The 12,664-nt window shown below is 72.1% G+C and carries 11 protein-coding genes; 3 read left to right on the plus strand and 8 right to left on the minus strand.

Annotation, left to right across the window (positions count from 1 at the left end):
* Nucleotides 1–2: 2 nt before the first annotated feature.
* From ABD331_RS04560 to ABD331_RS04590, 7 genes are read right to left on the minus strand one after another with little or no spacing between them, the layout of a single operon-like run.
* The gene (locus tag ABD331_RS04560; RefSeq protein WP_344470968.1) at nucleotides 3–1,241 is read right to left on the minus strand and encodes a M24 family metallopeptidase; all 1,239 of its coding nucleotides are present in this window, start codon (nucleotides 1,239–1,241) and stop codon (nucleotides 3–5) included.
* A complete protein-coding gene (locus tag ABD331_RS04565) occupies nucleotides 1,238–2,152 on the minus strand; it encodes an NAD(P)-dependent oxidoreductase (protein ID WP_344470969.1) in 915 nt (304 codons plus the stop codon). Before ABD331_RS04565 ends, ABD331_RS04560 begins: the two co-directional genes overlap by 4 nt.
* Nucleotides 2,149–3,222, minus strand: coding sequence for an alpha/beta hydrolase family protein (locus ABD331_RS04570; protein ID WP_344470970.1), 1,074 nt, complete (start codon nucleotides 3,220–3,222; stop codon nucleotides 2,149–2,151). Before ABD331_RS04570 ends, ABD331_RS04565 begins: the two co-directional genes overlap by 4 nt.
* The gene (locus ABD331_RS04575; protein WP_344470971.1) at nucleotides 3,159–3,935 is read right to left on the minus strand and encodes an ABC transporter ATP-binding protein; all 777 of its coding nucleotides are present in this window, start codon (nucleotides 3,933–3,935) and stop codon (nucleotides 3,159–3,161) included. The genes ABD331_RS04570 and ABD331_RS04575 overlap by 64 nt, the downstream gene beginning before the upstream one ends.
* Complete coding sequence (locus tag ABD331_RS04580; RefSeq protein WP_344470972.1) at nucleotides 3,936–5,699, minus strand: branched-chain amino acid ABC transporter ATP-binding protein/permease; 1,764 nt, start codon at nucleotides 5,697–5,699, stop codon at nucleotides 3,936–3,938.
* Nucleotides 5,696–6,574: a branched-chain amino acid ABC transporter permease gene (locus ABD331_RS04585; RefSeq protein WP_344470973.1), complete on the minus strand. Its 879-nt coding sequence runs from the start codon at nucleotides 6,572–6,574 to the stop codon at nucleotides 5,696–5,698. The genes ABD331_RS04580 and ABD331_RS04585 overlap by 4 nt, the downstream gene beginning before the upstream one ends.
* A 4-nt stretch (nucleotides 6,575–6,578) precedes the next feature.
* Nucleotides 6,579–7,802: an amino acid ABC transporter substrate-binding protein gene (locus ABD331_RS04590; RefSeq protein ID WP_344470974.1), complete on the minus strand. Its 1,224-nt coding sequence runs from the start codon at nucleotides 7,800–7,802 to the stop codon at nucleotides 6,579–6,581.
* Nucleotides 7,803–7,929: 127 nt separating this feature from the next.
* Here ABD331_RS04590 and ABD331_RS04595 point away from each other — a divergent pair, with 127 nt between their 5' ends.
* The 3 genes from ABD331_RS04595 to ABD331_RS04605 all read left to right on the plus strand — a co-directional run bounded on the left by ABD331_RS04595 (nucleotide 7,930) and on the right by ABD331_RS04605 (nucleotide 11,405).
* The gene (locus ABD331_RS04595) at nucleotides 7,930–8,886 is read left to right on the plus strand and encodes a substrate-binding domain-containing protein (protein ID WP_344470975.1); all 957 of its coding nucleotides are present in this window, start codon (nucleotides 7,930–7,932) and stop codon (nucleotides 8,884–8,886) included.
* Nucleotides 8,883–9,911 (plus strand): LacI family DNA-binding transcriptional regulator, encoded by a 1,029-nt coding sequence (locus tag ABD331_RS04600; protein WP_344470976.1) that lies wholly within the window; start codon nucleotides 8,883–8,885, stop codon nucleotides 9,909–9,911. Before ABD331_RS04595 ends, ABD331_RS04600 begins: the two co-directional genes overlap by 4 nt.
* A 90-nt stretch (nucleotides 9,912–10,001) precedes the next feature.
* Nucleotides 10,002–11,405: a multicopper oxidase family protein gene (locus tag ABD331_RS04605; protein ID WP_344470977.1), complete on the plus strand. Its 1,404-nt coding sequence runs from the start codon at nucleotides 10,002–10,004 to the stop codon at nucleotides 11,403–11,405.
* A gap of 1 nt (nucleotide 11,406) precedes the next feature.
* Here the strand turns inward: ABD331_RS04605 and fmdA are convergent, their stop codons facing one another.
* Nucleotides 11,407–12,654: a formamidase gene (gene fmdA / locus ABD331_RS04610; RefSeq protein WP_344470978.1), complete on the minus strand. Its 1,248-nt coding sequence runs from the start codon at nucleotides 12,652–12,654 to the stop codon at nucleotides 11,407–11,409.
* Nucleotides 12,655–12,664 lie beyond the last annotated feature (10 nt).

A 12,664-nucleotide genomic window follows, 5' to 3' on the forward strand; every position in this document is an offset into this window, starting at 1 on the left:
TTTCAGTAGGCGCTGGCGACGATCAGCTCCTTGGCCGGGAACAGCGTCAGCACCCGGCACCCCTCCGGCGTCACCACGACCTCCTCCTCGATCCGCGCCGCCGAGAACCCGTCGCTGGCCGGACAGTACGTCTCCAGCGCGAACACCATCCCGGCCCGCAACTCGATCGGCTCCCGCATGCTGTTGAGCCGCGAGATGATCGGCCGCTCGTGCAGCCCCAGCCCCAGGCCGTGCCCGAACTGCAGCCCGAAGGCCGCCATCTCGTCCTCGAACCCGAACTCGGTGGCCCGGGGCCACACGGCCGCCACCTGGTCGGTGCCCACCCCGGGTTTGATCATCGCGATGGAGGCGTCCATCCACTCGCGGGCCTTGACGTAGGCCTCCCGCTGCGACGCGGTCGCGCTGCCCACGCCGAACGTGCGGTAGTAGCAGGTCCGGTAGCCGTTGTAGGAGTGGATGATGTCGAAGAACGCCTGGTCGCCGGGCCTGATCAGGCGGTCGGAGAAGTTGTGCGGGTGCGGGTTGCAGCGTTCGCCGCTCACCGCGTTGACGGCCTCGACCTGGTCGGAGCCCATCTCGTAGAGGCGCTTGTTGACCAGGGCGACGATCTCGTTCTCGCGGATGCCGGGTCTGAGCGCCTCGACGACGTCCTGGTAGACGCCGTCCACCATGGCGGCGGCCTGCGTGAGCAGCATGATCTCGTCGGTGGACTTGATGACGCGGGCGTCCAGCATGAGCTGCTGGCAGTCGACGACGCGCAGCCCCTGGCGCTGCATCTCGAACAGGAACGGCGGCTCGACGAGGTCCACGCCGACGGGCTCGCCGTCGAGCCCGGCGTCGGTGAGGATGCCCTTGATGCGGCGGACGGCGTCCTCCATGAGGCCCGCGGTCGGGGCGATGGCGCCGCGCAGGCCCAGCATGCCCGCGTGGCAGTCGGCCGGGTCCAGCCACGGGCTGTGCAGGCGGTGGTGGCGGGCGGCGGAGCCGAAGTCCCACAGCTTGGGCGAGCCGCCCCGGGTGAGCAGGGCGTACCTGGTCATCTTGTCGCCGAGGGCGCCGCCGATCCAGGTCTGGGTGACGTACCTGATGTTGTAGAAGTCGAACAGCAGGAACGCGCCGCACGCGCTGCCGGCCAGCGCGGCGCGGGCCCGGTCGAGGCGGTGGGCGCGCAGGCGGCCGAAGTCGACGCGCTGCTCGTAGTCGACGCCCATGTGGCCGGGGGCGGGCAGCGGCGTGTTCATGAGCCGAGCCCGTCGTCCACGGGCACGTCCTCGGGCTTGAGCTCCAGCCCGGAGGCGGCGGCCTGGAGGTCGAGCAGGATGGCGAAGTCCTCGCCGGTCCTGCCGGTGCCGATGGCGGCCTGCACGAGCTGCGCGGTCAGCGCGGTGACCGGCATGGGCACGCCCAGCTCGCGGGCGGCGGCCAGGCCCAGGTCGAAGTCCTTGCGCAGCAGCACGGGGGTGAAGGTGGGGGTGTAGTCGAGGTGCACGAACGCCGGCGACTTGTAGCGGGTGAACGGCGAGCCGACGACGCTGTCGTTCAGGAACTCCAGGAAGGCGTGCCGGGGCACGCCGCCCTTCTCGGCCAGCACGGTGGCCTCGGCGAGCGTCTGGGCGACGACGCCGAGCAGCAGGTTGTGCGCGATCTTCACCAGGCGGGCGATCTCGCCCTCGCCCGCGTACGTGGCCGACCTGCCCAGGTGCGCCAGCAGCTCCGACACCCGCTCGTACGTCTCGCGCGGCCCCGAGCAGACGAAGCTGATCAGCCCCGCCTTGACGGCCTTGGCGTTGCCGCTGACCGGCGCGGCCAGGAAGCCGCTGCCGTTCCTGGCGCAGGTGGCGCGGGCGGCGGCCGACGCCTCGGCGGACACGGTGGAGCAGTCCACCACGACGCCGGGCCCCGCCCCGTCGGCGAACAGCTCGTCCAGGACCTCCGTGAGGTCGCCTGAGGCGGCGACGGTGGTGAAGACGACGTCGCGGTCGCGCAGGGCGGCGACGTCGCCGACCACCTGGATGCCGTGCGCGCGCAGCGGCTCCGCCTTGGCCCTGGTCCTGTTCCACACGGCCAGGTCCACCCCGGCCGCCGCCAGCCGTTCGGCCATGGCATAGCCCATGCGGCCGGTGCCGATCCAGCCGGCCCTGTGTCGAGTCATCGCTGGGTGCCTTTCGCGAGCCGCTGGGCCAGCCAGTCGGCGGTGTAGGGACGGTGCCAGGGGGTGAGGTTGGCGCAGCCGTGGTTGCCCTCTTCGAGCATCAGCAGCTCGCTGTCGCCGCCCGTCGCGGCGGCCAGCCGTTCGGCCTGCCGCCAGGGGATGAGCCGGTCCTTGCGGCCGAACACGACGAGCAGTGGCGCGGTGATCGCGGGCGCGGTGTCCTCCAGGGTGAGGGTGGCGGCGATGCGGCGGGCCTCCTCCTGGGTGGGGGCTCCCGACCGTACGCGGAAGGTCTCCCTGGTCAGCTCGGGCAGGCAGCCCCAGCAGTCGCCGAAGTCGTACGGCCCCGCCAGCGCCACGCACGCCTGAACCCGGCCGGCCTCGGCCGCCGCCACCCTGGGGGCGTAGTAGCCGCCGAGGCTGACCCCCCAGACGCCGAGCCGGGCGGCGTCCACGCGCGGTTCGGCGGCCAGCGTGTCGAGCAGCGCCTTGCCCGGCCCCGACCAGTCGGCCCTGATGGGCAGGTCGTACTCGGCCTCGCCCTGCCCCGGCCCGTCCACGGTGAAGGTGGCCAGCCCGCGTTCGAGGAAGAGCTGCTCGACGACCCGGTGCTCCTCCTTGGCCGAGTCCAGCCCGGACAGCAGGAGCACGGCGGGATGCGGCCCGGGGCCCGGCGGCAGGCGGAGGACGCCGACGAGCGCGCCGCCCTCGAAGTCGATCTCGATCCGCCTGCCGGGCGGCGACAGGTGGGGCAGGGCGTCGTCCAGGCAGGTGACGGCCCGCTGGTGGGCGCGGCGGGCCTGGCCGAGGTCGGCGGTGTAGACGAACTTGGCGAAGTGGAAGTAGAGCGCGGCCTGCGCCAGGTGCCGGCCGGCCGACAGCAGCCGCCCGGTGGCCAGCGCCTGCCTGCCGAGCCGTTCGTGCTCGGCGGCGACGGCCCACCAGGCGGAGCACCAGCCGTCCCAGGAGTCCAGGTCGCGGGTGATGCGCTCGAGGTCGGAGACGGTCACGCCGTTGGCGGTGAACCGGGGTCCCCAGTGCGCGATGGCGGAGGCGACTCGCTCGTCCACCGTGTACCTCCTCCCAGGTAGAGCGACGCGATCTCGGGGTTGTCGCGGACGGCGGCGGCCGTGCCGGTCAGGCGGACCCGGCCGCCCTCCATCACCACGCCGTGCGTGGCCAGCCCCAGCCCGAGCCGGACGTTCTGCTCGACGAGCAGCACGGTGGTGCCGGCCTGGCTGAGCCGCTGGACGACCTCGGCGACGCCGGCCAGCCCGCGCGGGTCGAGGCCCAGCGACGGCTCGTCGAGCAGGATGAGGCGCGGGTCGAGCATGAGACAGCGGGCGATCTCGACCATGCGCCGCTGGCCGCCGCTGAGGTTGCCGGCGTGCTCGCGGGCCCGCTGCGCGACGACGGGCATGCGTTCCCTGACCTGGTCGAGGCGTTCGCGCAGCAGTTTCCTGTCCTTGCGGATGAGGTAGCCGCCCATCAGCACGTTCTCCTGCACGGACATGGCGGGGAACAGCGCGTGCGACTGCGGTACCTGGGCGACGCCCCTGCGCAGGATCTCGTCGGGGGCGCGCCCGCCGATGGGCTCGCCGTCCAGCCGGATCTCGCCCTCGGTCGGGACGATCAGGCCGCTGATCGCCCGCAGCACCGTGGACTTGCCCGCGCCGTTGGGGCCGACCACGCAGGTGATCGTGCGCTCGGCGCACTCCAGGTCCACGCCGCGCAGCACGCTGCCGCCGCCGTAGCCCGCCACCACCGCCTTGAGCTGCAGCATCTATCTCACCGCCGGCGTCCAACCGGCCCCCAGGTACGCCTCCAGCACCGCCGGGTCCTCCCTGATCCGCTCCGGTGTCCCTTCCGCGATCACCCGGCCGCCCGCGAGCACCGCGACCGGGTCGCACAGGTCGAGCACGAGCGGAATGTTGTGCTCGACGACGAGGAACGTGACGCCGGCCGCGTTCAGCTCGCGGATCACCTCGGTGATGCGGCCGAGCAGGCCGGGGTTCACGCCGCCCGCCGGCTCGTCGAGCAGGATCAGGCGGGGTTCGAGCATCAGCACCTGGGCCAGCTCGACGAGCTTCTGCTGCCCGTACGACAGCGCGCCCGCCGGCTGGGCGGCGAAGCGGCCGAGCCCGACCAGGTCGAGCAGCTCGCGGGCGCGTTCGGCCTCGTGGCCGTGCACGGCGTCGGACAGCATGGTCCGCCAGCGGGAGTCGGCGAGCGGGGCGACCACGTTCTCCTGAATGGTCAGGTCGGGGAACAGCCTGGTCACCTGGTACGACCGGCCCAGCCCGAGATGGCAGCGCCGCCAGGGCCGCAGCCCGTCGATGCGCCGCCCGTCCAGGCGGATCTCGCCCGAGTCGGCCGGCAGCCCGCCGGTGATCAGGTTGAACAGGGTGGTCTTGCCGGAGCCGTTGGGGCCGATCAGCGCCGTGATCGTGCCCTGCCGCACGTCGAGCGAGACGTCCTCCACGGCGACCAGCCCGCCGAACCGCTTGGAGACGCCGCGCAGCGACAGCAGCACCTCGCCCTTCGCGGGTCTCTCGGGCAGCCGATCGCGCACGGAGGACACGACCGGCTGCTCGATGTACTCGACCGGTGCCGGATGCCTGCGCCGCCACCACTCCCCCGCCGTCGGCAGCAGCCCGTTCGGCAGGAACAGCACGACCAGCACCAGCGCCCCGCCGAACAGCAGCACCCGCGACTGCACGCCGCCCGCGTAGACGGTGGCCGCCTCGCTGACCAGGTTGACCAGGAAGGCGCCGACGACCGGCCCGTACAGCGTGCCGCGCCCGCCGGCCAGCGCGGCCAGCACGATCGTGACGCTGCCGAGGATGGCGAAGGAGCCGACGGGGTTGATGAAGGTGAGGTAGTAGGCGTAGACGCCACCGCCCACGCCGATGAAGAACGCGCTGGCCGCGTACGCGACGATCTTGAAGCGGGTGGTGTTGACGCCGATGGAGGCGGCCTTGCCCTCGTCCTGCCGGATCGCGACCAGCCCCGTGCCGAGCTTGGTGCGCCGCAGCCACGCGCTGAACAGCACCGTGAGCACCAGCAGCAGGAGGAAGGCGTAGTAGAAGGGGATGTTCTGGAAGTCGCGGTGCCAGAACGGCAGCTCCAGCGTGATCCCGTCGGAGCCGCGCGTCAGCCCTCTGAGGTTGACCGCCATGATCTGCGCGGCGAGCAGCATCGCGATCGTGATGATGACGAACGCGTGGCCCCGGGTGCGCAGCACGACCGAGCCGATGAGCACCGCGACCACCGTCGCCACCACGCCGCCGAGCGGCGCCACCCACAGCGGGTTCACCCCCCAGCGCAGCGCGAGGATGCCCACCGTGTACGACCCGAGCCCGAGGAACATGCTGTGCCCGAGCGAGATGTAACCGGCGTACCCGGAGATGATGTTCCAGCTCGACGCCTGGATCGCCAGCAGGAACCCGAGCAGCAGCACCGCCTGCGGGTACGGCTGCCACGGGTTGACCACGGGATAGACCAGCAGCACGACCAGGCACGCCGCCGCGACGGCATGGGCCTTCACGCGGCGTCCTCCCTCAGCCGCGCCCCGAACAATCCTTGGGGCCTGACCAGCAGCACCGCCATGATCACCAGGTAGAAGACGAGCGTGGACCAGCCGAGCGAGCCGTACGTCGCGGTCAGCGTCTCCGCCAGCCCGAGGACGATCGCCCCGACCACCGCGCCGGGCAGGCTGCCCAGGCCGCCGAGCACCACGATGCCGAGCAGCCGCGAGATCCACTCGTAGTGGGAGGCGGGGAAGAACGGATACAGCACCGACAGGATGGACCCGCCGACCCCGGCCGTCGCGCTGCCGATCGCGAACGCCAGCGCCGCCGTGCCCGCCGCGCCCACCCCGACCAGCGCGGCGCCCGACGGGTTCTGCGTGGCCGCCCTGATCGCCCGTCCCGTCCAGGTCCTGTTCAGCACGACGTGCAGCACCGCCAGCACCGCCACCGCCGCCACGAACCCGAACACCTGCGCCTTCGGCAGCGAGATCGAGCCGGCCCTGAACGACTCCTCGAAGTACGACGGCCCGGCCGACTTGAACTTGTTGCCCGCCGTGAGGTTCAGCACCCCCTCGATGACCAGCGCCAGCCCGAACGTCAGCAGCACCGACATGGACGGCGACGCCCCCCGGATCCGCGAGACGAGCAGCCGGTACGCCAGCCACCCGAACCCGAACATCATCGGCGTGGTCACCACGGACGCCACGATCGGGTCGATCCCCGTCCTGTTCCACAACCACCACGTCACCATCGCGACCAGCACCAGGAACGCGCCCTGCGCCACGTTGATGATCCGCATCACCCCGAAGATCAGCGTCAGCCCGGACGCCATGAGCGCGTAGACCCCGCCGATCAGCAGCCCCAGCGCGACCGCCTGCACGAAGTGCGCCATCGCCTCACTCCCAGCCGGGCTTGGGGTTCACCACGGTCTTCGTGGTCGCCAGCTCGGGCGGCCCGACCACCTCGACCTTGCCGCCCTGCCACTGGGCCAGCAGGAAGCTGCCCTCGGGCTCGCCGTTGTCCTTCCAGCTCAGCGGGCCGAGCAGGGTCTGCACGGTGTTCGCGTGCAGCCAGTCCTTGATCTTGTCCTGGTCGACGACGCCGACCGCCTGCACGGCGGCCTGCAGCACCTGCGCGGCGGCGAACGCGTCGGCCGCGTCCTCGGCGGGCGGCGCGTCGTAGGCCTTCCTGTACGCGGCCACGAACTCGGCGTTCAGCGGCGTGTCCGCCTTCTCGTTCCAGCTCACCGTGTAGAACACGCCCTCGGTGTTCGCCTCGCCGACGCCCTCGCTGTACTGGCTGGAGTTGCTCGGCGCGGACGTCTGGAACAACATCTCCGGCGAGAAGCCGAGCTGCTTGAGCGAGCGCACCAGGCCCACGCCGTCCTCGAAGACCGCGCCCTGCGCGACCAGGTCGGGCTTCTTGCTGGCCAGCGTGCTGGCGACGCTCTGGAAGTTGGTGGTGTCGGCGGGGTAGACCTCGTTGTAGACGGTCTTCACGCCGAGCGCCTCCAACTGCTGCCGCATCGACTCGATGACGGGCAGCGCGAACGGGTCGTCCTGGCTGGGGTAGGCCGCCGTCTTCGGGCGCTCGCCCTCCGGCAGCGACTTCACCCAGTTGACGAACACGTCCGCCTGGCGGGGCGCGGTGGCGGGCTGGGCGAAGAACAGGTACTGGAAGCCGCGCGTGAACATGTCGGGCGCGCCGCCCGCCGGCTCCACGAACACCATCCGGTTCTTCTCCGCCACCGCCGAGGCCGGGTAGTTGAGCAGCGAGGAGAACGTGCCCAGCACCAGGTCCACCTTGTCCTGCGTGATCAGCTTGGTGTAGTCGGCGACCACCGTGTCCTGGTTGCTCGCGTCGTCCACGATCTTCAGCTCGACCTGCCTGCCCAGGACGCCGCCCGCGGGGTTGACCATGTCGCGCCAGATCTCGTAACCGCGCTTGGCCTCGCTGCCCGGCTGCGCGAAGTCGCCGGTCAGCGGGAGCGAGACGCCGATGACGAGCGGCGCGGCCGTCTCGCCCGCCCGCGTCTGCGAGGGGCGCTGCCCGCAGGCCGTCAGCGCCAGGGCGGCCACCATCGCGATCGTCAGGGACAGGCGGGCGGGTTGGGCGGTCATGAGCCCTCCTTCGATGGGCTTCCCCCGCAAACGATTGCGCTGCCCTGGAGCATCCGTGGGGATGCGGTTACTGTCAAGGGTCAAGTGACTTCGGTGCAAACGAGTGCAGTCTTCCGGGAGGGACCCGATGGCGGGTGGGCCGTTGACGGTGGGCGTCTTCAGCCCGAGCGTGCTGCTGCGCGCCGGGCGGCGGCTCGGGCTCGTCGATCCCGGCGTGCGCGAGCAGCCTGTCGCCTCCTCGCCCGCCCAGTTCGCCGCCCTGCTCGACGGGACCCTCGACGCCGCCCTGACCAGCCCGGACAACGTCATCGCGCATCGCTTCGTGCGAGTGGACCCGCTCGACGTGCGCATCGTCTCCGCCGTGGACCGGGGGCTCGGGCTGGCGCTCTACGCCCGGCCCGGGCTGGCGTCGGCGGCGGAGCTGAAGGGGCAGGTGGCGGGGGTGGACGTGCCCGACTCGGGGTTCGCGTTCGCGCTCTACGCGGCGATGGAGGCGGTGGGGCTGGCGCGCGGCGACTACCGCACGGTCGCGCTCGGGTCCACGCCGCGCCGCCTGGACGCGCTGCTGGGCGGGGGGTGCGCGGCGACCATGCTGAACGCGGGGTCCGAGCTGCGGGCCGAGGACGCGGGGGCGGTGCGGCTGGCGGGGGCGCCCCGGCCGTACCTCGGAACGGTGCTGTGCGCCCCGGGCCCCACCCTGGACGGCCCCGCGAGCGGCACCCGCGACAGCACCACGCGCGACAGCAGCACACACGACGGCAGCACGCGCGACGGCGGCAGGGGTGGCGTGCGGGCGCTCGCAAGCGCTTTGTCCGCCACCGCGCGGGCGATCCTGGCGGGTGACGCCGACACCATCGTCGTGGAGGAGGCCATGGCGGCCCTGCACCTGCCGCGCGACACCGCCGCCCGCTACCTGAATCGCCTCAAGGACCCCGACGAGGGCCTGATCGCCGACGGCCGCCCCGACCCGGCGGCACTGACGACGATCCTCACCCTCCGCCGCCGCCACGGCACCGCCCCACCCGGCGACCTCCTCACCCAGGGCCTCCTCGAGCGGGGCCTCCTCGACCGGGGTGCGCGATGACCCAGCCGAACCCCGCCCCCACCCTCCGCGACGTCGCCGAGGCCGCCGGCGTCCACACCGCCACGGCCTCCCGCGCGCTCAACCCGAAGACCCGCCAGCAGATCAGCGCCGAGACCGCCCGCCGCGTCATGCGCGCCGCCCAGGCACTCGGCTACCAGCCCAACTCGGTGGCCCGCAGCCTCAAGACCTCCCGCACGGCCACGGTCGGCCTGGTCATCCCCGACCTGACGAACCCGCTGTTCCCGCCGATCGTGCGCGGGGTGGAGAGCGTGCTGGAGTCCGGCGGCTACAACGTCTGGATCGTCAACACCGACAACGACGCGGAACGCGAACGCGCCAAGATCGAGTCGCTGCGCGCCCGGCAGGTCGAGGGCCTCATCGTCGCCACCGCCCGCCTGGAGCACCCGCTGCTGGAGCAGCTCCACGAGCAGGGCGTCCGAATGGTGCTGATCAACCGCCAGGTCGAGCATCTCAGCCTCCCTGCCGTCACCGGCGACGACGCCACCGGCGTGACAGCCGCCGTCCGCCATCTCGCCGCCCTCGGCCACACCAGGATCGCCCACCTGTCGGGCCCCCTCAGCACGTCCACCGGCCGGGTGCGGGCCCAGGCGTTCCGGCACGCCGTCCGCGACCTGGGCCTGCCGGGCGACCTGGTGGCGGAGTGCGCGCGCTGGAGCGAGAGCGACGGCGCCGCCGCGCTGCGCGCCCTGCTGTCGCGGGGCGCAGCGTTCACGGCTGTCGTGGCGGGCAACGACCTGATCGCGCTCGGCTGCTACGACGTGTTCGCCGAGCGCGGCCTGTCCTGCCCGGGGGACGTGAGCGTGATCGGCTTCAACGACATGCCGTTCCTGGACAAGCTGCGACCGCCGCTGACCACGGTCGCGGTGCCGCACCACGAGCTGGGCGCGGAGGCGGCGCGCATGCTGCTGGACTGCATCGACGACCCGGGACGCCCGGCGCGCACGCTGCTGCTGCCGGTGTCGCTGGTCGTGCGCGGCTCCACCGCCCCGCCAGGAGCCGGTTGATCTTCAGCGTGGCGCGGCGCATTCTTGATCACTCTCAGTTACCTTGCCAGGTGAATGGGGGGATCGGCAGTGAATGGTTCGTATCGGGGCTTGTCCCGCAGGTTGTTCGTGACCGGCATGTTCGCCGCACTGAGCAGCGCGGCGCCCGTGGCGGCGGGCGCCGTGACGGGCCGCCCGCACCGGGGTGCCGTGCTGCGGGCCAGGCCCGCGAAGGTCTCGATCGGCAAGCGCACCGTCTCCACCTGGGCCTACGACGGCCGGTTGCCCGGCCCGCGCATCGAGGCGACGGCGGGCGGCCTGGTGCGGGCCAGGCTGGTCAACGAGTTGCCCGCGGACACCACCGTGCACTGGCACGGCATCAGGCTGGACCACCGGATGGACGGCGCCCCCGGCTACACGCAGCAGGCGGTGCGGCCGGGCGGCATGTTCGACTACGTGTTCACCGCGCCCGACCCCGGCACGTACTTCTACCACTCGCACGTCGGCATGCAGAACGACCGCGGCCTGTACGGGCCGCTCATCGTGGCCGACCCGCACGAGCCGCTCGGGTACGACGAGGAGTTCACGGTCGTGCTCGACGACTGGCTCGACGGCGTGATCGGCACCCCGGACGAGGCGTTGCGGCGGCTGAACGCCAGCACCGCGCACGACGACACGCTGCGCAGCACCGCGCTGGGCGGGGTCGTGGGTGAGTTGCGGCATCCGTACCATCTGGTGAACGGCAGGGCGGCGGACGCGCCCGAGGTGTTCGCCAGCAAGCCGGGGCGGCTCGTCAGGTTCCGGGTGATCAACGCGGCGGCCGACACGGCGTTCCGGGTGGCGCTGGGCGGCCATCGGATGGCGGTGACGCACACCGACGGGTTCCCGTGCGCGCCGGTCGCCGTGGACACGTTCCTCATCGGCATGGGCGAGCGGTACGACTTCCTCGTCCGGCTGGGTGAGGGGGCGTTCCCGCTGGTGGCGGAGGCGGAGGGGAAGGGGGCGCGGGCGTTCGCGATCGTGCGCACCTCGCACCGGGCGGCGGCGCCCAGCAGCGACGTGCGGCTGCGGGAGCTGACGCAGCGGATGCTGAGGTACGCGGACCTGAAGGCGCGGCGGCAGGACCTGCTGCCGCGCCCGTCGAGGAGCGTCACGGTGACGCTCGGCATGCGGCCGTCCGGCAACGAGTGGACGCTCAACGACCGGCTGGCCGCCGACCCGATGCGCCTGCGGGTGGAGCGCGGCGAGACGATCAGGATCGTGCTCGACAACCAGTCGCCCATGTGGCATCCGATGCACCTGCACGGCCACACCTTCCAGGTGCGCACGTCGGCGGGGCCGCAGGGGCCGCGCAAGGACACCGTGAACATCCTGCCGCGCGAGCGGCTGAACATCGACGTGCGGGCCGACAACCCCGGCGAGTGGATGTTCCACTGCCACAACCTCTACCACCAGGAGCAGGGGATGATGGGCACGCTCGGGTACGGCCCCGAGACCCACAGGATGAAGCACTGAGTCAGGTGCTCACCGCGCACGACCCCCGGTCGGCGCGGCGCGGCCCCTGCGCGGTGGGGCGGATGTCGAAGTCGAAGACGGCGGTGGGCAGGTAGAGCGTGCAGCAGGCGTTCGGGATGTCCACCACGCCGCTCACCCGCCCCTCGACAGGGGCGGCGCTGATCAGCAGGTACGCCTGCTCGCCGCTGTAGCCGAACTTCTTGAGGTACTCGATCGCGTTCAGGCACGCGTTGCGGTAGGCGATCGTGGCGTCGTTGTAGAGGTTCGTGTCGGTGTCGTGGTCCACGGAGATGCCGATGAACGACAGGAACTCGGTGTAACGCGGCTCGACGTTGCCCGGCATGAAGATCGGGTTGGTGGTGACGCCGTACTTCTCCATGCCGCCCTTGATGAGGTCCACGTGGAAGTCCACGAACCCGCCCATCTCGATGGCGCCGCAGAAGCTGATCTCGCCGTCGCCCTGGCTGAAGTGCAGGTCGCCGCCCGACAGCAGGGCGCCTGGCACGTGCACCGGGTAGAAGACGCGGGCGCCTCGGGTGAAGTTCTTGATGTCGTGGTTGCCGCCGTTCTCCCTGGCGGGGACGGTGCGGGCGCCCTCCCTGCCGACCCGTTCCAGCTCGGGGCCCTTGAGCGTGCCGGCCAGCACGCCCTGCTGCAGCGGCGGCAGCGCCAGCGGCGGGACCCTGTCCGGGTCGGTGTCGATGAGCGCCTGCTCCCTGGCGTTCCAGCGGGCGAGCAGCCCGGCGGACGGCGCGGTGCCGAACAGGCCGGGGTGGGTGATGCCGGTGAAGCGCACGCCGGGGATGTGGCGGGAGGTGGCCTGCTGGCCGTGGAAGTCCCAGACCGCCTTGTACGCGTGCGGGAAGTGGTCGGTCAGGAACCCGCCGCCGTTCTCCCTGGCGAAGATCCCGGTGTACCCCCAGCCCTCGCCTGGCGCGGCGCCGGCCGACTGGGGCACGGGGCCGAGGTCGAGGATGTCGAGGACGAGCAGGTCGCCCGGCTCTGCGCCCTCCACCGCGATGGGGCCGCTGAGCATGTGGCAGACCGACAGGTCCACGTCGCGCACGTCGTTCGCGGAGTCGTTGTTGCCGATCTGCCCGTCCGTCCACTCCCTGCACTCGACGCGGAACTCCGAGCCTGGCCGCACGGTGGCGGCGGCCGGGATGTCGGGGTGCCAGCGGTTGTGCCCGGGGACGAGCTGGGCGGCCATGGACAGGGTCTGGTCGACGCTGAAGACGACTTCCGGCATGGGACGGCCC

The organism is Nonomuraea monospora, assembly GCF_039531895.1.
Classification (GTDB): Bacteria; Actinomycetota; Actinomycetes; order Streptosporangiales; family Streptosporangiaceae; genus Nonomuraea; species Nonomuraea monospora.